Origin of the sequence: Pseudochrobactrum kiredjianiae (genome assembly GCF_030362795.1) — a bacterium.
Taxonomy (GTDB): Bacteria; Pseudomonadota; Alphaproteobacteria; order Rhizobiales; family Rhizobiaceae; genus Pseudochrobactrum; species Pseudochrobactrum kiredjianiae.
Genome location: NZ_JAUCBM010000001.1, coordinates 411293 through 434210, shown reverse-complemented (window position 1 = coordinate 434210; position 22918 = coordinate 411293). Strand labels below are relative to the sequence as shown.

General features: G+C 52.7%; 17 protein-coding genes and 1 riboswitch. Of the genes, 8 read left to right on the top strand and 9 right to left on the bottom strand.

All coding sequences use genetic code 11. The annotated features are described in order from the left end of the window. Nucleotides 1-18 precede the first annotated feature (18 nt). Both QUF18_RS01970 and hrpB read right to left on the bottom strand, forming a co-directional pair. Nucleotides 19-1323 (bottom strand): ActS/PrrB/RegB family redox-sensitive histidine kinase, encoded by a 1305-nt coding sequence (locus tag QUF18_RS01970; RefSeq protein WP_289384775.1) that lies wholly within the window; start codon nucleotides 1321-1323, stop codon nucleotides 19-21. Between the two features lie 239 nt (nucleotides 1324-1562). Continuing rightward, nucleotides 1563-4040: an ATP-dependent helicase HrpB gene (hrpB, locus tag QUF18_RS01965; protein WP_289384772.1), complete on the bottom strand. Its 2478-nt coding sequence runs from the start codon at nucleotides 4038-4040 to the stop codon at nucleotides 1563-1565. A gap of 150 nt (nucleotides 4041-4190) precedes the next feature. Between hrpB and QUF18_RS01960 the strand changes: the two genes are divergently transcribed. From QUF18_RS01960 to fghA, 5 genes are all read left to right on the top strand, one after another. Further along, nucleotides 4191-4472 (top strand): metal/formaldehyde-sensitive transcriptional repressor, encoded by a 282-nt coding sequence (locus tag QUF18_RS01960; RefSeq protein ID WP_289384771.1) that lies wholly within the window; start codon nucleotides 4191-4193, stop codon nucleotides 4470-4472. A 29-nt stretch (nucleotides 4473-4501) separates the two neighbouring features. Continuing rightward, nucleotides 4502-5614 (top strand): S-(hydroxymethyl)glutathione dehydrogenase/class III alcohol dehydrogenase, encoded by a 1113-nt coding sequence (locus QUF18_RS01955; RefSeq protein ID WP_289384768.1) that lies wholly within the window; start codon nucleotides 4502-4504, stop codon nucleotides 5612-5614. After that, entirely contained in the window at nucleotides 5614-6075 is a 462-nt protein-coding gene (locus tag QUF18_RS01950) for a GNAT family N-acetyltransferase (protein ID WP_289384766.1), read from the top strand. The genes QUF18_RS01955 and QUF18_RS01950 overlap by 1 nt, the downstream gene beginning before the upstream one ends. Before the next feature lies 1 nt (nucleotide 6076). Further along, nucleotides 6077-6718: a DUF1345 domain-containing protein gene (locus QUF18_RS01945; RefSeq protein WP_289384765.1), complete on the top strand. Its 642-nt coding sequence runs from the start codon at nucleotides 6077-6079 to the stop codon at nucleotides 6716-6718. 122 nt (nucleotides 6719-6840) lie between these two features. Next, nucleotides 6841-7671, top strand: a complete 831-nt coding sequence (fghA, locus tag QUF18_RS01940) for an S-formylglutathione hydrolase (protein ID WP_289384763.1) — start codon at nucleotides 6841-6843, stop codon at nucleotides 7669-7671. A 69-nt stretch (nucleotides 7672-7740) separates the two neighbouring features. On the opposite strand, the gene QUF18_RS01935 is transcribed toward fghA, so the two are convergent. Next, nucleotides 7741-9168 (bottom strand): cytochrome P450, encoded by a 1428-nt coding sequence (locus QUF18_RS01935; RefSeq protein WP_289384762.1) that lies wholly within the window; start codon nucleotides 9166-9168, stop codon nucleotides 7741-7743. Nucleotides 9169-9492: 324 nt separating this feature from the next. On the opposite strand from QUF18_RS01935, the gene QUF18_RS01930 reads away from it, so the two are divergent. From QUF18_RS01930 to gyrB, 3 genes are all read left to right on the top strand, one after another. Beyond that, complete coding sequence (locus QUF18_RS01930) at nucleotides 9493-9792, top strand: hypothetical protein (protein WP_289384761.1); 300 nt, start codon at nucleotides 9493-9495, stop codon at nucleotides 9790-9792. A 72-nt stretch (nucleotides 9793-9864) separates the two neighbouring features. Beyond that, nucleotides 9865-11559 carry a multicopper oxidase CueO gene (gene cueO / locus QUF18_RS01925; RefSeq protein ID WP_289384760.1) on the top strand — a complete coding sequence of 565 codons (1695 nt, stop codon included), beginning with the start codon at nucleotides 9865-9867 and terminating at the stop codon, nucleotides 11557-11559. 279 nt (nucleotides 11560-11838) lie between these two features. After that, nucleotides 11839-14310 carry a DNA topoisomerase (ATP-hydrolyzing) subunit B gene (gene gyrB / locus QUF18_RS01920; RefSeq protein WP_289384759.1) on the top strand — a complete coding sequence of 824 codons (2472 nt, stop codon included), beginning with the start codon at nucleotides 11839-11841 and terminating at the stop codon, nucleotides 14308-14310. 153 nt (nucleotides 14311-14463) lie between these two features. Here gyrB and QUF18_RS01915 read toward each other — a convergent pair whose 3' ends face one another. The 6 genes from QUF18_RS01915 to QUF18_RS01890 form a co-directional block, all read right to left on the bottom strand. After that, nucleotides 14464-15237, bottom strand: a complete 774-nt coding sequence (locus QUF18_RS01915) for an ABC transporter ATP-binding protein (protein WP_289384757.1) — start codon at nucleotides 15235-15237, stop codon at nucleotides 14464-14466. Continuing rightward, nucleotides 15234-16238 (bottom strand): FecCD family ABC transporter permease, encoded by a 1005-nt coding sequence (locus QUF18_RS01910; RefSeq protein ID WP_289386091.1) that lies wholly within the window; start codon nucleotides 16236-16238, stop codon nucleotides 15234-15236. Before QUF18_RS01910 ends, QUF18_RS01915 begins: the two co-directional genes overlap by 4 nt. A gap of 2 nt (nucleotides 16239-16240) precedes the next feature. After that, nucleotides 16241-17011 carry an ABC transporter substrate-binding protein gene (locus QUF18_RS01905; protein ID WP_289384755.1) on the bottom strand — a complete coding sequence of 257 codons (771 nt, stop codon included), beginning with the start codon at nucleotides 17009-17011 and terminating at the stop codon, nucleotides 16241-16243. 101 nt (nucleotides 17012-17112) lie between these two features. Further along, nucleotides 17113-19062, bottom strand: a complete 1950-nt coding sequence (locus QUF18_RS01900) for a TonB-dependent receptor plug domain-containing protein (protein ID WP_289384753.1) — start codon at nucleotides 19060-19062, stop codon at nucleotides 17113-17115. Between the two features lie 171 nt (nucleotides 19063-19233). Beyond that, nucleotides 19234-19422: riboswitch (cobalamin riboswitch) on the bottom strand. A gap of 95 nt (nucleotides 19423-19517) precedes the next feature. After that, nucleotides 19518-20528, bottom strand: coding sequence for an Ldh family oxidoreductase (locus tag QUF18_RS01895; protein ID WP_289384751.1), 1011 nt, complete (start codon nucleotides 20526-20528; stop codon nucleotides 19518-19520). Between the two features lie 234 nt (nucleotides 20529-20762). Continuing rightward, nucleotides 20763-22634, bottom strand: coding sequence for a DEAD/DEAH box helicase (locus QUF18_RS01890; protein ID WP_289384748.1), 1872 nt, complete (start codon nucleotides 22632-22634; stop codon nucleotides 20763-20765). Nucleotides 22635-22918: the final 284 nt, after the last annotated feature.

The window sequence follows — 22918 nt, the reverse complement described above, 5'->3', positions numbered from 1 at the left end:
GGAATGAAAGAATCATATTTAAGCCGTCAGTGCCTGACGCGCCCAGACAATTGTGATCTCTGCGCCGCTCTGTCCAGGCTCCGGCCGGTTGGCAAAGGAGATATATGCACCGGAACGCTCCAGCAATGTCTTGGCAATAAACAGACCAAGCCCCAGACCACCGCCATTGCGCTCATCATTACGACGCGACATGTAAGGTTCGCCGATCCGGTCGAGCATATCCGTCGAGAAACCTTTCCCGTCATCGCGGATCGTAATACGCACCGACTGATCGTCCCAGCCCCAGATCACCTGTGTTTCGGTCTTGGCAAAATCCACCGCATTTTCGATAAGATTGCCAAGACCATAAATCACACCGGGATTACGTCGCACCACCGGCTCTGTAACAGTCGATTTTGGATCGGGCTTTTTCTCAACATCAATCTGGATGCCGAAATTACGATGCGGTGCAATCACCTCTTCAATCAGCGAAGACAATGCCAGCTTCGACATATGCTCTTCGCCCTCCGAAGACAGACTGGTGAGACGTCGCAAAATCTCACGGCAACGCTGTGCCTGTGAAGACAGCAGCTGGATATCCTCTGCATAACGATCATCATTTTTCAAAGCGCGCTGCATTTCCTTCACCACCAATGTGATGGTTGCTAATGGTGTTCCCAATTCATGGGCAGCGGCAGCGGCAAGACCATCAAGCGCCGATAGATGCTGCTCACGTTGCAACACCAGTTCAGTCGCGCTCAGAGCATCGCCTAAAAGGCGCGCTTCTTCGGCAATACGATAGACATAGACGCCGCTGAAAATCAGCGTGGATGCAATGGCACACCAGACGCCGATGACAAACATCAGCGGCAATTCCAGTGCCACGCCGCTATACCAAGGCAGCGGCAGATGCCACACCACAAGAACACTGGCACAACCAATAGCCATCAGGCCAAGCAGCAGAATACTGCGCACTGAGAGTGCTGTTGCCGCAATAATCACCGGCACGACCAGCAAAACAGCAAACGGATTTTGCAGGCCGCCGGTCAGATATAGCAAGCCGGTGAGTTGCAGAATATCAAAGGCCAGCACCAACAGAACAGTGCGCAAATCCAGACGATGATTGAGCTGATAGCGGAAGGACAGAAACAGGTTCAGCCATGCCGACACGGCGATCAGTGCAAAGCTGATCCCGAGCGGGAAAACAAAATGCAGAGAGAGAGAAACAAACAATACGGCGGCAGTCTGACCGGTAATGGCAAACCAGCGCACACGTACCAATGTTGTCAGACGTAAACGACGGGAAAGCGACGAGGCCCGGTTAATCAGATCGCCATTTGCCATTCAGTCTTTCCCCGTAAAATGTCTCGTACACAATGCCTTATGCGGCAAAATCCGCGCACACGCAAGTTAATCTGCGCCATCCTGCCGCAGGCTAATTCTCCCCGAACGCTCCCGCCATATTTTGGTTACGGTGAGTCGAAAATGGTACTCTACGAGAACCGGAGCGGAGCGTACTGCCAGTACGTGAGCCTAGGTAAGCGAAGAAGAGTGCCATTTACAGACCACCAGAGCCGAAATATTCAAGTCCCGCGTGGTTTGGCACGTCGAGTGGGATCAGCCTCTGCGGGATTTTCCGGCCAGACATGGCGGGGATAACGGCCGCGCATATCGGTACGCACATCTGCCCATGAGCCTTTCCAGAAATTTGGCAAGTCGCGGGTGATCTGGATTGGCCGGTGTGCCGGAGATAATAATTCCAGCAACAGCGGCACCGTATCGCGGGCAATGGAAGGATGTGTTGTCAAACCGAACAATTCCTGCACCCGCACGGCGATTACCGGCTCATCGCCTTCATAATTAATCGCGATATTGGAGCCGGTCGGCACCGTAAAATGCGTTGGTGCCAGTGTATCAATCTGCCGTTGCAGATCAAACGGCACGAGGGAGCGCAGACCATTCATCAAAGCGGACTGACTGATTTTATCGAGCCGCGCCTCACCGGTCAGGAATGGCAACAACCAGTCTTCCAGTGTCGCCAGCAGATATTCATCATCCATCGACGGCCATGGCTCACCAAGTCCGCGATAAAGCCAGCCAAGACGGCGGCGCAGCGTTAAGGAAGATTTGTCCCAAGGCAGAATATCCAAACCATATTGGCGAACAGCTTGAACAACGCCCAGATCGGCAGCCTCTCCAGATGGTGCCGCCAGATTTTTCTCCGTCAGGGTTATTGCTCCCAACCGCACTGCCTCGCGGGCACGCAAGGCTTTGCGTTCAGGGTCGTAAATCACCTGCTGTCCGCCTTCGATCTGGCTCGCCAGACTTTTGCGGATATCCTCTTCACTCACCTCAGCGGCAGAGAGAATACGCTGCGCCCCTGCCCGTCCGGTCAGATCAGCCACCACCAGCCACGATGCTCGGGAGAGATGCTGGCTGGCATCCAACTCACCACCACGCCCATTCGCCAGAATAAACTGCCCGCCATTTCCTCGCGCTTTGGCCACGCGATCCGGATAGGCATCCAGCAGCAAGCGACCGGCATGGGCATCTTCTTTGCTTTGCGCATTTGCAGCCGGTAAATCTTTAATCAGTGAGCGCGCCAGGCCACGCGCCTTTTGCGCACGGTCGCCGCGATCACGGCGGAAGCGGGAAAGCCGTGCATCGAGATCAACCTCGTTGCCGCCAAGCCCCCTTTCGGTCATCAGCACAGCAAGCTCGGCCGCCTGCAAAGCCTCACCGCGTTTGACTGCCTCTGCCACCATATGCGCAAGTCGTACAGGCAAAGCGAGCTTCCTGATCTGCTCACCGGAAACCGTCAACCGTCCGTCATCATCCAATGCGCCAAGCCGTTTCAGCAAGGTCGCCGCTTCTTTCAGACTAGCCGCTGAGGGCTGATCCAGCAAACGCAAATCACTGACATTCTGCACGCCCCATGCCGCACAATCGAGCAACAGCGATGACAGATCAGCCTCCAGAATTTCCGGCGTGGTAAAGCGCGGCAGAGAGGACGTCTGCCCCTCATGCCAGAGCCGGATCGCAATGCCGGATTGGGTTCGCCCCGCACGTCCTGCCCGCTGGGTAATCGCCGCCTGTGATGCACGCACGGTTTCCAGCCGCGTCAGACCAGTTGCTGGTTCAAAACGCGGCTGACGTGACAACCCGCTATCGATCACCACCCGCACACCGTCAATGGTGATCGAAGTTTCGGCAATCGAGGTTGCCAGTACAACTTTGCGTTTGCCTTCCGGTGCCGGTTTAATCGCCTGATCCTGATCGCGCCCGTCCATAGCACCATATAACGGGCAAAGCAGCACATGCTCGCCCACACGCCCTTCAAGGGCACGGACTGTGCGCTCAATCTCGCCCTGACCGGGCAGAAAACATAGCAAACTGCCCTGCTCATCCGCCAGAACCGCGCGGATTGTCCGCGCCATTGCATCTTCAATCCGTTCATCGGTTTTGCGTTCCTGATAGCGGATTTCCACCGGAAAACTGCGGCCTTCACTCTCCACCACCGGCGCATTATCGAGCAGTTCCGCCACCCGCGCACCGTCAAGCGTTGCTGACATCACCAGAATTTTGAGATCGGGACGCAAGGCTCCCTGCACATCCAGTGCCAATGCCAGACCAAAATCGGCATCCAGTCTGCGCTCATGAAATTCGTCAAACAGCACCGCACTGATACCGGACAATTCCGGATCATCAAGGATCATGCGTGCAAACACGCCTTCCGTCACCACCAGAATTTGCGTCTGCGCATTATAGCGGCTGTCGAGACGCATCCGGTAGCCGACCGTCTTGCCAACCTCTTCGCCCAGCAAACGCGCCATTTGTGTGGCCGCAGCCCGTGCCGCCAGTCTGCGCGGCTCCAGTACAATAATCCGTCCAGCATTGCGCCAGTCTGCCTGCAACAGATGCAACGGCACCAAAGTCGTCTTACCCGCACCGGGCGGCGCAACCAGAACGGCAGAGCCACCAGCCTGCAAGGCATGATCCAGTTGCGGCAGTGCCTCACGGACAGGCAAAAGCGGAAGGGATGAAACGGACTGCTGAGGCAAAGACAACGCACCTGATAAATGATTCTGATTACAGCGAATTATAAACAGCCGCAATGTGCTTTACTATTCTTGAGGAACAGAGACTGCACATCAATTGACATACTCCCCCATAGTATATATTTTCATCATAAATTCAAACGGCGGAAAACTATGCCCCACTCACCGGAAGCCAAGAAACGCGTCATGACACGCCTGCGCCGTATTAAAGGACAGGCGGAGGCGCTTGAGCGTGCGGTTGAGGAAGGCACAGAATGCGGCGCGCTTTTACAGCAGCTTGCCGCCATGCGCGGCGCCGCTACCGGCCTGATGGCTGAGGTGTTGGAAAGCCATTTAAAAGAGACCTTCCAGCAACCGCAAGCAGCTCTGACTCCGACTGAGATGGATACAGAAATCGACCAGCTTATGCGGATTATCCGCTCTTATCTGAAATAAAAGACACTGATTTAAAGAGGAACAAAGCCATGAAATCGCGCGCAGCTGTTGCCTGGGAGGCCAATAAGCCCCTCACTATTGAAACAATCGAAATCGGTGGCCCGAAGCCAGGTGAAGTGCTGGTGGAAATCATGGCAACCGGCGTTTGCCATACCGATGCCTATACGCTGTCCGGCCTTGATTCTGAGGGCAAGTTTCCGGCCATTCTCGGCCATGAAGGCGCAGGTATCGTGCGTGAAGTCGGCGCCGGCGTCACCACGCTGCGTCCGGGTGACCACGTGATTCCGCTTTATACACCGGAATGCCGTTCATGCAAAACCTGCCTGTCACAGCGCTCCAATCTCTGCACCTCGATCCGCGCGACGCAGGGTCAGGGGCTGATGCCGGACCGCACCTCGCGCTTCTCTTGTGATAGTGGTGAAATCTTCCATTATATGGGCTGCTCGACCTTCTCGAACTTTACCGTTCTGCCGGAAATCGCGCTGGCCAAAGTGCGTGAAGACGCTCCTTTCGACAAGATTTGCTATATCGGCTGCGGTGTCACCACCGGTATCGGCGCGGTGATTTACACTGCAAAAGTACGCCCGGGTTCCAATGTGGTGGTCTTCGGCCTCGGCGGTATCGGCCTCAATGTTATTCAGGGCGCGCGTATGGTTGGTGCCGATAAGATCATCGGCGTTGATATCAATCCGGGCAAAGTGGAAATGGCGAAAAAATTCGGCATGACCGACTTTATCAACCCACTGGAAGTCGGTAATGACAAAGTGGTGCAGGCTATTCAGGATCTGACTGACGGCGGTGCTGATTATTCCTTTGACGCCACCGGTAATACCGATGTCATGCGTCAGGCACTGGAGTGCACCCATCGCGGCTGGGGTGAAAGCATCATCATCGGCGTTGCCGAAGCTGGTAAGGAAATCGCCACCCGCCCGTTCCAGCTGGTTACCGGCCGCGTCTGGAAAGGCACAGCATTCGGTGGCGCACGCGGCCGCACCGATGTGCCGAAAATCGTTGACTGGTACATGGACGGCAAGATCAATATTGATGATCTGATCACCCATAAAATGCCGCTTGACGAGATCAACACCGCGTTTGATCTGATGCATGAAGGCAAGTCGATCCGTTCGGTGATCACATTCTGATGCCACAGTTTATTTCCCTATGGCACGAGATCGATGATCTGACGCCTCGCGCCTTATATGCAATGCTGAAGCTGCGTATGGACGTGTTTATTGTCGAGCAGAATTGTGCCTTTGCGGAGATAGACGGCAAGGATATCGGCGCCTTTCACTTGCGCATTCTTGATGGTGAGGAACTCGCAGCATGCTTGCGGGTTCTGCCACCGGAAAAAGCCGCACCGGTGAAAATCGGTCGTGTTGTTGTAGCGCCAAATTATCGGGGCTATAAACTCGGCCAGCGCCTGATGCAGGAAGCCGTGGATTTTGCGCAAGCGCGTTTTCCCGGCCAACCGATTGAGCTGGGCGGGCAAAGCCATTTGCAGAAATTCTACGGCTCGTTCGGTTTTGTTGCTATTTCAGAAGAATATCTGGAAGACAATATTCCGCATATTGATATGCGTCTCGCTCCGAAAACGGTAATCTGACATGAAAATACTTCAGCTGCGCCATATGCCTTTTTATCTGGCAGCAATCCTTGGTGTTGCAGGTTTTTCACTGTCATATCCTTTTGACAAACCGCTCGCGCCGGTTATCGGCGCGAACTGCTTTTTCCTGACCTTTCTGATCGCTGCCTTAACGCGCTTACCCTATCTCACGCCGGAGCGTCTGCGCAGAAAGAAAGATTATACAGATGCACCCGCACCGGTGATCTTCGGCCTGACGCTGGCCATTGTGATTGTTGCGGTTGTCTCCATGTTCATTCTAGTGAACCGCAAACCGGAGCCGGATATTCTCTCGCTCCTCACTACTTTGCTGTCTGTGCCATTGGGCTGGGCAACCATGCATATGATGGCCGCTTTGCATTACGCCCATGTTTACTGGCAGCGCAAAGGCGGCGCCCATGAAGACCCGTATAAGCGGGGCATGGAAATTCCCAACACCCCCGATCCGGCCGGCTGGGACTTTGTCTATTGTGCTTATATGATCGGCATGTCTGCCGGTACCGGTGACACAGCAGTCACCACCAGACAAATGCGGGCGCTGACGCTGCCGCATTGCATTATCTCTTTCTTTTTCAACACGGTTCTGGTTGCGGCAGCGGTTAATGTCGCGATGGAGCTGGGCTGAAACCTCTAGCGCGTGTCACGTTTAATTGTGCTTATAGTGCTCGCGCTAACTTCTTTTATTTACCGCATGTTCGCGGACGCTCAATGAATTCATTGAGCTGCGACATGCTTTAGGAGCCCCATATGGAAACCATTTCAAAAGCCAAAGCATTTGGTGGCACGCAAGGCGTCTATCGTCATAAAAGCGAAGCTTGCCAATGCGATATGACCTTTGCGTTGTTTCTGCCGCCACAGGCCGAACAGGGGCCGGTGCCAGTTTTGTGGTATCTCTCCGGCCTGACCTGCACCCACCAAAATGTGATGGATAAAGGCGAATATCGCCGCCTTGCTGCCGAGCTTGGCATTGCTATTCTCTGCCCTGATACCAGCCCGCGCGGTGATGATGTGCCGGACGAACCGGATAACTGGCAGTTTGGTAAAGGTGCCGGTTTCTATCTCGATGCTACAGAAGCGCCTTTTGCTAAAAACTATAATATGTACAGCTATATCACGGAAGAACTGACCGAGCTGGTCGCTCAGAAATTTCCGCTGGATATGTCCCATCAGGCGATCACCGGTCACTCCATGGGCGGCCATGGCGCGATCACCATCGCTCTGAAAAACCCTGAACGCTTCAAATCTGTTTCGGCCTTTGCACCGATTGCCCAGCCCTCCACAGCCGGATGGTCGAAGCCTGCCTTTGAAAAATATCTCGGAAACGATCAGAGCGTATGGCGCGCTTATGATACAACCGCGCTGATTGAAGACGGCCACCGGATTGAAAGCCTACTGGTTGATCAGGGGACTTCGGACGGTTTTCTCGATGATGGTCTGCGCCCGTGGCTGTTGCAGGAAGCCTGCGCCAAAGCCGGTATTCCGCTGACGCTGAATATGCAGGATGGCTATGACCATTCCTATTATTTCATCTCAACCTTTATGGATGAGCACTTGCGCTGGCACGCCGCCCGTCTGTGATATTTCAGCTTTGACGGGCTGCAAATGGCGCGTCAAAAACGGAATATGTGTCATGTGCCGCGCTGAAACTCAGCGCGGCGTCACCTTCATCAGCAGGCCGTTTTTAGGCTGAGTGGTCAGTTTCTGTACCGGCCACGGTTTTGCATCGCCCACCATATCAAAACGATGCTTTGACAACAGAACCCCCAGAGCAATCACCGCCTCCTGCATGGCAAAACTGCCGCCGATACAAACACGCGACCCCGCACCAAAAGGCAGATACTGAAAGCGGTCGATTTTATCGCGGTTTTGCGGATGGAACCGCGCCGGAATAAAAGCTTCCGGATTGTCCCAATATTTCTGGTGCCGGTGGATTGTCCAAGGCATCACAATAACCGCAGTACCCGCCCGAATTTTGAGATCACCGAACTTGTCATCCGCAAGCGCCTCACGATTAATAGACGGTGCAGGCGGATAAAGCCGCATCGCTTCCTCAAAAGCAGCGCGGGTTAGCGGTAGTTTTTCCAGCCATTGATGCGGCGGTAAATCCTTACCCTCACCTGCCATAAACGCATCAATTTCCGCTTCAACAATCGCGCGTTCCGATGGTGCTTGCGCCAGCAGATAGAGTGTCCAGCCGAGAGCACGGGCAGTTGTTTCATGTCCTGCACCGATAAAAGTAATCAGATTATCCTCAATCTCATCCCGCGACAGACCATCGGGCTTGTCCGGTGAGGTTTCTGCCTGCAGCAGCAATGTCAGAAAATCATTCGGCACTCTCTCGCCGCGATCCATCCGGTCTTTACGCAGCTGAATAGTCTGCGCAACAATCGAGCGAAAAAAGCCGAGGGAACGACGACCACGCAACTGCGTAAATCGTGGCAGCCAGTCCGGAGCGCCAAGCAGATCAAACGGATCGACCCGTCCCATCGTTTCAAACAAGCGATCAGTCTGACGGGCAAACTCCTTCGGATCACCTGCAATCTCACCGGAAAACAAGGTCTCCGCCAGAATATCATAGGTCAGCAGGGTCATATCCCGTGACACATCCGTTACCGTTCCGGCAATCTGATAGCGCGTGGTAAATTCCTGCACACTTTTCAGCATAGCATCGGCAAAACCATGAATATGGCGCGGCGTGAAAACCGGCGCTATTGCTTTGCGCGAACGCCGCCATGTTGTGCCTTCAGCCGTCAGCAAACCATCACGCAAGATCGGTCGCAGCACACGCTGCCGGACAGTCCCCATCGGATAGTTTTGCGGATTTTCGACCAGAACATGACGGATCAGTTTAGGATCATTGGCAATAATCGTGCGCATCCCGATCCAGTTTACCTCAACCCACGGCTCATTATAGGATGGTTCGCCCCAGAGCTCTAAAGGATTGCGATAGGCAATCCGCATCAGCTCCAGCCGTCCGACCGGACTTTTGCGGGGGATTGGCGCAGGCGGCACAAATGGTTGCCCTGCCGGATTTGCACCGCCATTGGAAAATGAATTTCTTGTCAATTCAGTCATGATGCCATCCTTAAAAAATGCTTCATCATGCTGTTCTGGTATCAGTCCTGCGCCCCCAAATAGCACCGGAAACAGCGTTTATCCAAACAAATATAGGAAAGACAATAAGGCAAAACAGCGACTTGTTAAATTTCGCCGTAATTATCTGTCATGACGTTTAAAGGCAGCACTGGTCAATGCTGCCCCACCTGCCTATATCTATTGAAATTCAAGAGAAAACGAAAGCTGCCACCTGTGTCATCCGCAATCAACATCATCAGGCTGCCTTACCGGCTCATGCTGTTTTTGCTTGCATTTATGATGTTACAGTTCTGCGCTTTCCAGATGTCTGCTCAAGCCTATACGTTTCCGGTTACCCCGATAAACGATACGATTGCCGCTCATTCATCAGCACATAAAACCACGGAACACGGGCAATCCCATCAGGATATGCCCTCTGACCAGCATCACAGCAAAAAAGGTATGGCCTGTTCGGTCAGCGGTTGTGTTGTGCCTGTTCCGGTGCCGCCTGTGATGACACAGCTCGATCTTATACCGCGCGTTCTGACAGTGCCCTATATGCAGGCTCTGCATGGTCTGCCGCCTGCCCTTTCCGATCGCCCTCCGATCTCTGTTTTTGCCTGAAAATCACATTTCCTGACGCACAAATCATTCGTGCGAAGGACAGCTATTTTCTGACATAAACGGAGTATTCCGATGAAAATCATCAATCGTCGTCACGCTTTAATGTTCGGCCTCGGCGGCTTGTCTGCTGTTGCGCTGCCAGCTTTGCACCTCAATCGCGCCAGTGCACAAGGTGCGCATGACATGCACAATATGGCACCTGCCGCAGCCAAGTCGGCCACAGGGGTGAAACTGCCCCATCCCGCTCTTTTGCAGCCGGATAATAGCGGCTTGATCAAGCTAAAAATCGCTAAAGGCCGTCATAGTTTTCAGGCAGGCAGCAGCGCTGCATCCGCCGGTATTAACGGCAATTATTTCGGGCCGGTTGTACGCCTGCAGAATAAATCGCATGTGCGCTTTGCCGTTGAAAATGCCATGGATGATGTTACAACCCTGCATTGGCACGGGCTGATGATCCCGTCTGATATGGATGGCGGCCCGCATAATGTGATTAATGCTGACGCAACATGGCAGCCGGAATTTGACATCAATCAACCGGCATCGTTCAACTGGTTCCACCCGCATACACATATGGACACTGCCCGTCAGGCGCATATGGGGGCAGCCGGTCTGCTGCATGTCAGTGATGGCGGCGACCGTGAGCGCGGATTGCCGGAAACATTCGGTTCCGACGATCTGTTCCTCGCTTTTCAGGATCGTCGCGTGATTGACGGTGACAATGTTTATGCGCCGGACTTTATGGATCTGATGCATGGTTTCCGTGGCCAATATCTGACTGTAAACGGTGCGATTGCACCAATCGCAACCGTGCCACAGAGCATTGTGCGTCTGCGTCTGCTCAATGCTTCCAATTCACGCAATTATCACTTCCATTTCAGCGATGGCCGGATGATGCACGCGATTGCCTCGGATGGCGGCTTCCTCGCCAAACCAGTAGCTGTCAATATTCTGACCATTGCACCGGGTGAACGTTACGAAGTGCTGGTCGATTTTTCCAATGGTATGGCGGCGGACTTTACCAGCCTGCCTGATGACGGCTCCGGCAGAACACCGAAACTGAGTGATGCACAAAGCCTTGAACATCTGATGCGTTTTGAGGTGAGTGATGGTCTGAAAGCCGATGTGATGAAACTTGTTTCCGCATTGGAAGAACCGGCTGCTGCTGACCCGGCCAAATCTGTCAAAACCCGTTCTTTCATTTTTGATGAAAACATGGCTGGCAATATGGCCATGATGCGCAAAAAAATGATGGGCGGTGAAAGTTCCCCTATGGGGCAAATGGACCATAGCAAAATGGATCACAGCCAGATGGGGCAGATGCAAATGCCGCAACCATCTAAAATGCAGGAAATGATGTCCGGAGAGATGGATCATGGAGAGCATTCAGCACGCACCGCTGACCAGATGGGGCCATCCCTGACAGCCGCCACCTCCGGCATTACCATGTCGATTGCTGACAAGCCTTTCGACATGAGCCGCGTGGATGTGGAGGCCAAACTCGGCTCCATGGAAATCTGGAAACTGAAGGCCGTTGAAATGGGGCATCCTTTCCATATTCACGGTGCGAATTTCCGCGTACTTTCCAAGAACGGTCAGGCAGCACCGGATTATCAAAAAGGCTGGAAAGACACTGTGCTGGTTGACGGAGAAGCCGAACTGCTGGTGCATTTCAAAGCAGAGGGCAAGCGCTCGCATCCGTTCATGTTCCATTGCCATGTATTGGAACATGAAGATGTCGGCATGATGGGGCAGTTTGTAACGGTCTGATAAGCGTTAACAGCGGCGAATGAAGCGATCCGCTCCCATGGCAGACAGGCTCTTACGCCGTCTTTTGCCATGGGTGCGGATTATTGCATAAAAGCTGGTAATTATGCCGATTTCCGGCGGTAAAATTTGGTAAATCAGCGCTCAGCGACTATATTAAACTTACTATTTCAGCCTGATTCGTTTCAGCACTTTTCGGCTATACCGCGTGCAGAATCTGTCATCAGCCCAAATCTTTACCGGAAGGCATATGCCTGACGGCAACGCTAACGAAAGTCTTTCATGAGCGAGACCACTGAAAATCCTCACGGCGAGAACCTTTCCGCAGATATTAATGCGAATAATTCCGAATATGGCGCAGATTCCATCCGCGTTCTGAAAGGGCTTGATGCGGTGCGTAAGCGCCCGGGCATGTATATCGGTGACACTGATGACGGCTCCGGCCTGCATCACATGGTTTACGAGGTGGTGGACAACGCAATTGACGAGGCGCTGGCCGGTCATGCAACTTTGGTCACCGTGTCATTGAATGCCGACGGTTCCTGCACCGTGACCGATAATGGTCGTGGTATTCCGACCGATATCCATAAGGAAGAGGGCGTTTCAGCCGCTGAAGTTATTATGACCCAGCTGCATGCGGGCGGTAAGTTCGACCAGAATTCCTATAAGGTTTCCGGCGGTCTGCACGGCGTGGGCGTGTCGGTTGTGAATGCGCTGTCCATCTGGCTGAAACTGAAAATCCGTCGCGCCGGTAAGATTCATGAAATGAGCTTTACTCATGGCGTCGCCGATGCGCCGCTGGTAGTGACCGGTGATGCAGGCAATGAGACAGGCACCGAAGTCAGCTTCCTGCCATCGCCTGATACTTTCACCATGGTGGAATTTGATTATGAAACGCTGGAGCGCCGTTTGCGCGAACTGGCCTTCCTCAATTCCGGTGTACGTATCAAACTGTCAGACAAGCGTCATGCCGATGTGATTGAGCAAATTCTGCATTATGACGGCGGCTTGCAGGAGTTCGTTAAATATATCGATCAGGCCAAGAAACCTCTGCTGGAGGAGCCGATCTATATCATCAGCGAAAAAGACGGCATGACCGTTGAAGTCGCGATGTGGTGGAACGACACCTATCATGAGCGCGTGTTGTGCTTCACCAACAATATTCCGCAGCGCGATGGCGGCACACATCTGGCCGGTTTCCGCGGCGCGTTGACCCGTCAGATGACCGGCTATGCGGAAAGCTCGGGCACGACAAAAAAAGAAAAAGTCAGTCTGACCGGTGATGATTGCCGTGAGGGTCTGACAGCGGTTCTTTCCGTGAAAGTGCCGGATCCGAAATTCTCGTCCCAGACCAAAGACAAGCTGGTTTCCTCGGAAGTCCGACCAATTGTGGAAAGCCTTGTCAATGAAGCGCTGGCCACATGGCTGGAAGAGCATCCGGGCGAAGCTAAAGTGCTGATGGCTAAGGTTGTGGAAGCGGCAGCAGCGCGTGAAGCTGCACGTAAAGCCCGCGACCTGACCCGCCGTAAAGGTGCGTTGGATATTACCTCTCTGCCGGGCAAGCTGGCTGACTGTCAGGAGCGTGATCCTGCCAAATCTGAAATCTTCATCGTTGAGGGTGACTCAGCTGGTGGCTCTGCAAAGGGCGGACGTTCGCGTCAAAATCAGGCCATTCTGCCGCTGCGTGGTAAAATTCTTAACGTCGAACGCGCGCGTTTTGATCGCATGCTGTCATCCGACCAGATCGGCACGCTGATTATGGCTCTTGGTACATCCATCGGTAAAGACGAAACCAGCGGTTTCAATCCCGATAAGCTGCGCTACCATAAAATCATCATCATGACGGATGCTGACGTCGATGGTGCCCACATTCGAACCCTGCTGCTGACTTTCTTCTTCCGTCAGATGCCGGAGTTGATTGAACGTGGTCATATCTATATTGCGCAGCCGCCGCTGTACAAAGTGACCCGCGGCAAGTCCTCGCAATACATTAAAGATGAAGCCGCTTTTGAGGACTTCCTGATCGAAACAGGTCTGGAAGAAGCTTCATTGCAACTTGGCAATGGTGAAGTGCGTGCCAGCGCTGATCTGATGGCTGTCGTCAATGATGCGCGCAATTTGCGTACGCTTCTTGCTGGTCTGCACACACGCTATGACCGTGCGGTGGTTGAGCAAGCCGTGATTGCCGGTGCTATGAATGTGGAAGCCTCGAACGATCCGGCAAAAGCGCAGGCTCTGGCCGATGCAGTAGCCAAACGCCTCGACATGATTGCCGAAGATATGGAGCGCGGCTGGAGCGGCTCCTATTCTCCGGAAGAAGGCTTCCGTTTTGAACGCATGCTGCGCGGCGTAAAAGATACTGCACTGATCGATATGGCTTTGCTCGGCTCTGCCGATGCCCGTCAGCTTGATCGTTTCAGTGAACGTCTCACTGAAGTTTACGCTACGCCGCCGGTTCTGCGCCGTAAGGATAAAACCGAAACGATTTCTGGTGCCATTCAGCTGCTGGAAGCGATTTTCGCAACCGGCCGTAAGGGCCTTTCGCTGCAGCGCTATAAGGGTCTTGGCGAAATGAATGCCGATCAACTGTGGGAAACCACGCTTGATCCGAATGCCCGCTCACTTTTGCAGGTAAAAATTCCGGATGTTACCAGTGCCGATGCACTGTTCTCACGTCTGATGGGTGATGAGGTTGAACCACGTCGCGAATTCATTCAGGACAATGCACTGAGCGTTGCCAATCTGGACGTATAATCGCCAATTAGAGCGCCGTGCGCCCTCTTGGGCGCACAAAAGTCGCTCTAACACTTTATATTTACAGCGTAATTTTACCTTAAACTGATTCAAATTTAAGGAATTATGCTGTAGGTGCATTTAAAAGCCGCTTCAAAGTTGAAGCGGCTTTTTTTATTTCACGATATTAACCGGCTGGATAATCAGCCCGTCGGTAGTTTCTGCGCGATAAACATCCACACCATAAAGATCGCGGATCACATCATCGCTCAAAATCTCTGCTGGTGTTCCATCAGCAACCAAGCGTCCGTTTTTCATCAATAGCAATCGCGTACACCAGCGCGCTGCCAATCCCAAATCATGCAAAGTACAGATAATACTGCGACCACCAGCTGCAAGATCACGGAAAATCTGCATCAGGCCAAGCTGATGTGACGGATCAAGTCCGGCGACCGGCTCGTCAGCCAGCATCAGCGGCGTATCCTGTGCAAGCGCACGGGCAATCAAAACCCGCGCCTGCTCACCGCCGGACAACTCCCGTGCCGGTTTATCGCGCAGATGCCCGATTTCCAGCGCATTGATGGCACTTTCCACCAATTGCTGATCCTGCAAACTCAATCCGGAAAAATGTGACAATCGGGCAAGCCTTCCCAACTGCACGACGGCTTCAACGCGCATATTCCAACTGATCTCACGATCCTGCGCAATATAAGACAGCATCTGCGCACGTTTAGCGTTTTTAAGCTGCGCACTCTCCTGCCCGTTCAAAATCACAGATCCCTGATAAGGCAGCTGCGCGAGAATAGCGCGCAATAATGTTGACTTTCCTGCACCATTCGGGCCGATCAATCCGACAAACTCACCTTCTCCGACATCAAAAAAAATGCCGTCCACAACCATGCGTTTCTGGCGGGCAACTGAGAGATTTTCTACGCGTAACAGGCTCAAATTTCTGCTCCTTTACGCAATTTCCAAACCAGATGCAGGAAGAACGGCGCACCGATCAGTGCTGTGAGCACGCCGAGTTTCAGATCTTTTTCCGGCAGAATAAGCCGTACAAAAATATCCGCTGCCAGCAACATTACCGCACCACCCAGAGCCGAAGCCGGTAACAAATGTGATGGCCGCGAACCGATTAATGGGCGCAAAATATGCGGTACCACCAGCCCGATAAAGCCGATGCTACCGGCCACAGCCGTTGCAGCACCAACACTGACCGCCGTTCCTGCCACGACAAGAAACTGTACTTTGCGCAAATCAACACCCATGCTCGCTGCTGTCTCCTGCCCCAATGTCAATGCATCCAATGAACGGCCGGAAAATAGCAACATGACCCAGCCGAGCGCCATAAACGGCAAAACCAGCCATACATGCATCATAGAGCGGTCATTCAAAGAGCCAAGCATCCAGAAAACGATTTCCATCAGCGCAAAAGGATTGGGAGCAAGGCTCAGCGCCAGCGATGTCAGCGCACCGGAAAAAGCCGAGACAGCCACACCGGCGAGAATGACCGTGATCGTAGAGCCGCTGCGGCCTGCCAGAAACTGCACCAAAATGACGGCGACAAAAGCAAAACCCAAAGCCATCAGCGGGAGGCTCAAAGGAAACATCAAAGACAGGCCGCTATATAGCGCCAGAACTGCACCAAGCGATGCGGATGAACTGACACCGAGCAATCCGGGTTCAGCCAATGGATTGCGCAAATAGCCCTGCAAAGCCGCACCGGACAAGCCCAGTGTCAGCCCGATCATTAAACCCAGCAAGGCACGGGGAAGACGCAATTGCTGCATAATCAGCACTGTATCACCGTCGCCAATACCAATCAGCGCCGATAGTCCTTGCATAAGACTGATAGAATTCGAGCCGGTCAGTAATGAGACAGCAAACAGGGCGATCAGTATCACGCCAAGCGCAAGCAACAGACCATAATAGCGCCGGTTCTGGTCCATCATCACTCTCCGTTTATCTGTCGGGCACGCTGCAAAATTTTCACTGCTTGCAGTGTGTAGATTGAACCGCAAGACCAATAGCGCCCCGGGACAGCAATATGCTGGGTTTTACGCCCTTGTTCACTGACCAGCGCCTGCATAACCGGATGACGATAATTCTGATAGGCCAATGCCGGTTTCTCATAAAATTCAGGCTCGATAATCATATCCGGCTTCAGCCGAATCAAGTCTTCCAGTGTCACACGCCCTGCAGCCAACCTGCTATCTCCTGCTGCCAGATTGCTGATACCAAGCTGTTTCATGATCTCATCCGCCAATGTCCCCGCACCGGATGTATAGCCATTCGGCTCATAAAGAAGCGCGGTTACCGGCTGCGCCGTTTTCTTCACAACGCCGATTGTCCGGTTGATCTCGGTAATCTGCGCCTCAGCTTTGTCTTGCTGCCCCAGAGCCTGCCCCATTTGCGCAATCTGCTGAGCGATATCCGCAAAACTCTGTGCATAGCCGAAACGCTCAACCGCTATCCCCGCTCGTTCTAAAGCAGCAAGGATATGCGGAGCAGTATAAACCGACGCCAGCACCAGATCAGGTTTCAGCGATAATATCTCTTCAAGCCCTGAACGGTTCAAATGATAGGTTTTGGCAGCTTCCGCAACCGGAGAGGAAACGGCATCCGCTGCAATGTGACTGACAGAAACCAGCTGAGACGGCTCAGCCAGTGAAAGTGCCAGAATATCCGTACAAAGGTTCAAAGACACCACGCGTTTGGGCACTGCCTGCGCTTGGCTTATCCCTGCGCAGAAACACAAAAGGCAGGCCGCGAGTACGGCCTGCCTTTTGATAAAGTTGCGAAGAGCGCTTGAACGCATCATGCTCAGAAAGAAGCTTTCAAACCGGCAAACGCACCGCGACCCGGTGTGTTATAGCCGTAAACTTCCTGATATTTCTTGTCGAACAGGTTTTCGATGCGAGCAAAACCTTCCAGCTTATCGGTAAATTTATAGCTGCCGCCAATATTGACGACGGTGTAACTGCCGAGATTAACACGGGAAGACGCGCCGCTGATAAATGCAACATCCTCCATTTTTCCATTGAAGATTGCTTCCCCGAACAGGCGTGCACGATCCTCATAGAAGGTATAAGCCATATTTACAGAACCGGAATGGCGTGGGCGGCGAACAGCATCAAGATCGTCCGCACCTTTCGAAGACGTATAGGTATAGCTACCGCCTGCTGTGAAACCGTGGAACAGATTCAGCGTTGCAGCCAGTTCCACACCGTGGCGGCGGCTTTTTCCATCAAGATTTTTCACAGTTGATGTAAAGTCAGGATTATAGATCGAAACAATTTCATCACGCAAATCCTGATTAAAATAGGTAACGTCTGTTACAACGAGACCGTCAAAGAATGCATATTCCAGACCGATATCCCAACCGAGACTTTTTTCAGGTTTCAAAGACGAGTTGCCAACAAAACTGCTCGGGATAAAACCAAATTGCTCATAAAAAGTCGGATTGGTCACACCGGTACCAACAGAACTATGCAAACGGGCGTTCGTATCAGGAATAGCCCATGCACCACTCAATGAGAAAGTCGTCGCGTCATCAAAATCTTTATTCACATCATGACGCAGGCCGAGATTGACATAAAACTGATCGGCAAACTCACCGTTATATTCTCCGATAAACGAATACATCGAACGCTTATGCTTCTCGAATTGTGTCTCATCGTAAACAGGAAAAGTTACAGGAACCTGACGGAACCGCTCCTGCTGCCACTCGATACCACCGGTGATCTTGTGATGAGCATCAGCAAATGATGGCGTATCAAAAGCATAGGTCGCCTGATAGGAAGCCTTATAACGGCTGCCTTTATTTTCCGCCGGATAATCCGGTGCGATATATTCGTATTTACGATCACTGCCGCTAAAGCGCAGCTTTTGTGTCAGCGCATCATCCAGGGCAGTCCATGTCAGACCAACACTGCCGAGCAACTCATTCGTCTTACCTTCCAGACCAAGAGAATCCAGCGGCTTAAGAGATGTCATATTATCAAGGTCAGTGCGGTTCTTCACATAACGCAAAGTCGCATCCAGCTTCGCTGTATCGGTAAGATCAACATTGACCTTACCGTTCAATGTCAGGTTCTCATCTCCGTCTTTTTCATCACCAACATTGGAAATATTGAAACCTTTGGTACGGCGATAAGATGCACCAAGAGCCATGTCGTAATTTTCAGCGCCACCCTGTAACAACACACCGCCAAGCCATGAATTCTGGCTGCCGCCTTCTGTTGTACCACTGATTTTGAAACCATCGCGTTTGCCGCCCTTGGTGATGATATTCACCACACCGGCCAGTGCATTAGAACCCCAGAAAGCGCTCTGAGGGCCGCGCAGAATTTCAATCCGCTCAATATCTGCTGCCTGCAAAGCACCGAAATCAAAGGCGTCGCCGGATGCTGCATTCATTTCAACGCCATCAACCATCACCAACAGATGATTGGATTCCGCACCGCGCACACGGATATTGGTCATGCCACCTTTAGAGCCTGAGCGTGACACCGCAAAACCCGGCACCATGCGCAGGGCATCAGCCACATAGCGCACCTGATTTTGCTCAAGCTGCTTACCGGTAATAACAGTCACCGCACGGCCGGTTTTGCCTTCTTCAATCGGTGTGCGTCCGGCAGTCACAATAATCTCTTTGAGCTGAACAGTTTCCTGCTTTTTCTCTTGCGCCAGTGCACTACCAAAGCTCAACACTGTCAAAGCAGTGCCAAGGATCAATGCTGATTTTTTATGCTGCAACAAATTATGTGTCATGCTGTCCCGCCTGATTTCAGACAATGCACCACCATTCCGGCACAGGCATTGCCCTGAAGAATACAAACCGCATTTGAGACAGGCTGAATAAACAGTCACTTATCCACATGCGGCAACATTTTTACAATGTCACCGTCACGGACGTCCGCGCCTGCACACCCCTCGTGTACCGGCTGGTGACAAGAAAAGGCAGGTCTCCTGACTTACGGGTCAACACGGGCACTCCGCCTTCCCGCCTTTTCAAGCAGTGGCTTACCGGAGGCCGCTCACCGGATACAGTTGCGGGGGCAGTCACGGATTAGCACCGTGTTCCCTTTTCATTTGCTGCTATGAGCAAAACCTTTTCCGTATCAAGCGATAACAATGCACCGCTGAACGGTCAATTCTTATACAAATACGCCATGCATTTTTCATGCATGGCGTGATAGATGTGCCGCAGTTTCAGAAAAACACGCTTACAAAGCACGAATATCGTCATAAAGCTTCTGCGGAATAGTCACTGTGCCATTGGCAAGGCTACGCTCGCGGGCTTCATATCGGCGCTGCGACGGCAAACGTGCACCCTGATCCGTAATCGCCGAGAACATTTTTTCCGCCCGCCCCATATGGTCAGCCATAGCCGCACCGAGGAAACTCTCCGGATTAAGCGCAATCACGATTTCTCCGTGTTTCGGCGTCGCACCACGCCCATTATCCCAGGCCTGAGATTCCAAACTCAGCATATCGCCGATCAACGGCCCTGCCAGTAGTTCCACCATTGCGGAAAGCGCCGACCCTTTATAGCCGCCGAAAGTCAGCATCGCACCTTCCAGTGCCGTTTGTGCATCGGTTGTCGGCGCACCGTCTTTATCAACCGCCCAGCCTTCCGGTATTGGCTTGCCTGCACGACGATGCAATTCAATCTCGCCTCGCGCCGCAGCACTGGTGGCGAAGTCGAAAACAAACGGATATTTGCCCGCACGCGGCCAGCCAAAAGCAATCGGATTGGTACCAAAGACACCGGTCTTACCACCGGCAGGCGCAACCCATGAATGGCTCGGCACCATCGTCAGCGAAACCAAACCATGCTCCGCCAGCATCTCCACTTCCGGCCAAAGCGCTGAGAAATGTACGCAATTATTAATCGCCATGGCGGCAATGCCCAGCTTGCGGGTTTTTTCCACCAGCATCGGCAGACCTTTTTCCAACGCCAGCAAAGAATAGCCGCCTTTGGCATCTACCGCGACAATACCACCGGCACGGTCTTCCACTTCCGGCTCCGCGTCCAATACAACAGCACCGGTTTTAATGGTCTGCGCACAACTCAGCACACGATAAAGCCCGTGTGAATCACATTCATCCCGCTGGCAGCTTTGCAACAAACGCGCATTGGCCTGTGCATGGTCTTCGGACAGACCAAGCTTGATAAAGGTCTTTTCCGCGAGATTATAAGCTTCATCCAGAGTGATTGTGATTGTTGCGGTCATGATACGGCATCCTCCCTGCGTATACATCTTGCCAGAAAGGCAATCTAATATATCAGAGGTTTAGCCCAACCATTATTAAACAGCAAGGTCTATACTACAGCATAATTCCTCAGACTTGAACCAATTGAAGAAATTATGCTGCAAAAATAGAGTGTTAGAGCGGTATTTATGCGCCCAAAAGCCGCTCTAATAAAACAAAAAACCCGCTCAGAGAGCGGGTTTTTCAAACTCAGATTATGAGCGAGAGAACTTGCGGTCACCACCTTCACGTGGTTTACGCGGGCCTTTCGGCTTATCGCCAAAAGGCTTGCCTTCGCCGCCCTTAAAGCGTGGCTTGCCCTTAGGCGCACCCCAACCTGCTTTATCGTCGCCACCACGTTTTTCAAAACGACGCTCGCCATCACGATCAGATGGCGCTCTGTCAGAACGCGGACGATCTGAACGAGGACCACGGCTTTCCTGCTGCGGTGCAGAAGACGTACGGATCACCAGACCTTTTTCGCCGGTGCCACGTTCTTCAACGATTGAGAAATACTCTTTGGCTTTCTCGCTGTTGATTTCAAAACGGGTTTCGTCTTCGAGAATGCGGATTGCACCGACATCGCCCTTAGAAATCTGACCGGCTTTACAGATCAGCGGCAAAATCCATTTCGGATCTGCACGATGTTTGCGACCAGCCGACAGGGTAAACCACGCACCGCCGTTGAACGATGAACGGTCTTCACGCGGGCCGCGCTCTGAGCGTTCGCCACGTTCACCGCGCTCGCGAGCCGGTGCACCGAGTGCGCGTACCGGACCTTCTGACACGTCTTCCGGTGCCGGACGGTTTTCGATTTCACGGCGCAGATAAGCACTGGCGATCTGTTCAGGTGTATAACGTGCCTGCAATTCGCGCATCATTTCCTGAATATCCTCAGGAATTTCTTCGCTCAAACGGGCATCTTCGAGAATAGTCGCGCGGGTTTTTGCCTGAACATCAGCAATCGTTGGCGCAGAAATGCTCTTGGCATCAAGACGTGCCATTTGCAGAAGACGCTCAGCCGAACGACGGCGGGAGAACGGAACCACCAGAATACAGGTGCCCTTACGACCGGCACGACCGGTACGGCCGGAGCGGTGCAGCAGTGTTTCACCATTATTCGGCAGATCGGCATGAATAACCAGATCAAGATTTGGCAGATCAATACCGCGTGCAGCAACGTCTGTCGCTACGCAAACACGGGCACGGCCATCGCGCATGGATTGCAGCGCATTGGTACGTTCAGCCTGTGACAATTCACCGGAGAGTGCTACAACCGAGAAACCGCGATTGCTCAGACGGCTTGCCAGATGTTTTACGCCTTCACGGGTTGATGCAAAGATGATGGTATTGACATTATCATAATACAGCAGCGTGTTGATGATCGCGTTTTCGCGCTCATGCGGCGGCACAACCATTGCCTGATAGGTAATGTCAGCGTGTTTTTCATGGGATGCTGTAGCGGTAATACGCAGTGCATCTTTCTGGAAACGCTTGGCAAGCAAAGCAATCGACTTGGAAACGGTTGCCGAGAACATCAGCGTGCGGCGATCTTCCGGTGCTTCACCGAGAATGAATTCCAGATCTTCGCGGAAGCCGAGATCAAGCATCTCATCAGCTTCATCAAGCACAACGGCACGCAGATCAGACATATTCAGCGCACGACGGGTGATATGATCGCGCAGACGACCAGGTGTACCGACGATAATATGTGCACCGCGCTCCAGATTGCGGCGTTCGGTACGAATATCCATACCACCAACACAAGTGGTGATGCGGGCACCGGTTGGCGCGTAGAGCCATTCCAGCTCACGGGCAACCTGCAAAGCCAGTTCGCGTGTCGGCGCAATAATCAGAGCCAGTGGTGCGCGCGGGGCTTCCAGACGATCGCCCTTTTCGAGCAGGTCAGGCGCCATGGCAATACCAAAGGCAACAGTTTTACCGGAGCCGGTCTGAGCGGAAACCAGCAGATCGCGACCGTCATTATCAGGCGTCAGCATAGCTTCCTGAACGGAGGTGAGTTCCTCATAGCCACGGGCTGTGAGCGCACCGGCAAGAGCTGGTGCAATAGTAGAAGGCAAGGTCATGAATGACTTTCAGCAATGGCTCACCCACGCATCAACTGGCCCCGACAATCTTTACCCTGACAATCAGAGCAAATGTCCCATCCCTGGCTTCATTCATGATTAAACGGAGAATATCCGTATAGTCATGCTTTCACACATCCGTGACCGGTAACGTAAATAAGCAAACAACAATTAGTGATGATGCTGCGCTAACTAAAGGCGAATGACAAGAAGGTCAATCTGCAACAGCTGATTGTTTCAATCAATTATATGCAGTTGACCTGTTATCCGCGTTTTAAGGCGCT

What these genes read in the sequence shown, in the direction of transcription:
- QUF18_RS01910 (WP_289386091.1), bottom strand. Translation starts at nt 16,238, where the DNA reads ATGGACCAGAACCGGCGCTATTATGGTCTGTTGCTTGCGCTTGGCGTG.
- QUF18_RS01900 (WP_289384753.1), bottom strand. Translation starts at nt 19,062, where the DNA reads ATGACACATAATTTGTTGCAGCATAAAAAATCAGCATTGATCCTTGGC.
- fghA (WP_289384763.1), top strand. Translation starts at nt 6,841, where the DNA reads ATGGAAACCATTTCAAAAGCCAAAGCATTTGGTGGCACGCAAGGCGTC.
- QUF18_RS01890 (WP_289384748.1), bottom strand. Translation starts at nt 22,634, where the DNA reads ATGACCTTGCCTTCTACTATTGCACCAGCTCTTGCCGGTGCGCTCACA.
- cueO (WP_289384760.1), top strand. Translation starts at nt 9,865, where the DNA reads ATGAAAATCATCAATCGTCGTCACGCTTTAATGTTCGGCCTCGGCGGC.
- QUF18_RS01950 (WP_289384766.1), top strand. Translation starts at nt 5,614, where the DNA reads ATGCCACAGTTTATTTCCCTATGGCACGAGATCGATGATCTGACGCCT.
- QUF18_RS01970 (WP_289384775.1), bottom strand. Translation starts at nt 1,323, where the DNA reads ATGGCAAATGGCGATCTGATTAACCGGGCCTCGTCGCTTTCCCGTCGT.
- QUF18_RS01895 (WP_289384751.1), bottom strand. Translation starts at nt 20,528, where the DNA reads ATGACCGCAACAATCACAATCACTCTGGATGAAGCTTATAATCTCGCG.
- QUF18_RS01930 (WP_289384761.1), top strand. Translation starts at nt 9,493, where the DNA reads ATGTCTGCTCAAGCCTATACGTTTCCGGTTACCCCGATAAACGATACG.
- QUF18_RS01955 (WP_289384768.1), top strand. Translation starts at nt 4,502, where the DNA reads ATGAAATCGCGCGCAGCTGTTGCCTGGGAGGCCAATAAGCCCCTCACT.
- QUF18_RS01960 (WP_289384771.1), top strand. Translation starts at nt 4,191, where the DNA reads ATGCCCCACTCACCGGAAGCCAAGAAACGCGTCATGACACGCCTGCGC.
- gyrB (WP_289384759.1), top strand. Translation starts at nt 11,839, where the DNA reads ATGAGCGAGACCACTGAAAATCCTCACGGCGAGAACCTTTCCGCAGAT.
- QUF18_RS01945 (WP_289384765.1), top strand. Translation starts at nt 6,077, where the DNA reads ATGAAAATACTTCAGCTGCGCCATATGCCTTTTTATCTGGCAGCAATC.
- QUF18_RS01935 (WP_289384762.1), bottom strand. Translation starts at nt 9,168, where the DNA reads ATGACTGAATTGACAAGAAATTCATTTTCCAATGGCGGTGCAAATCCG.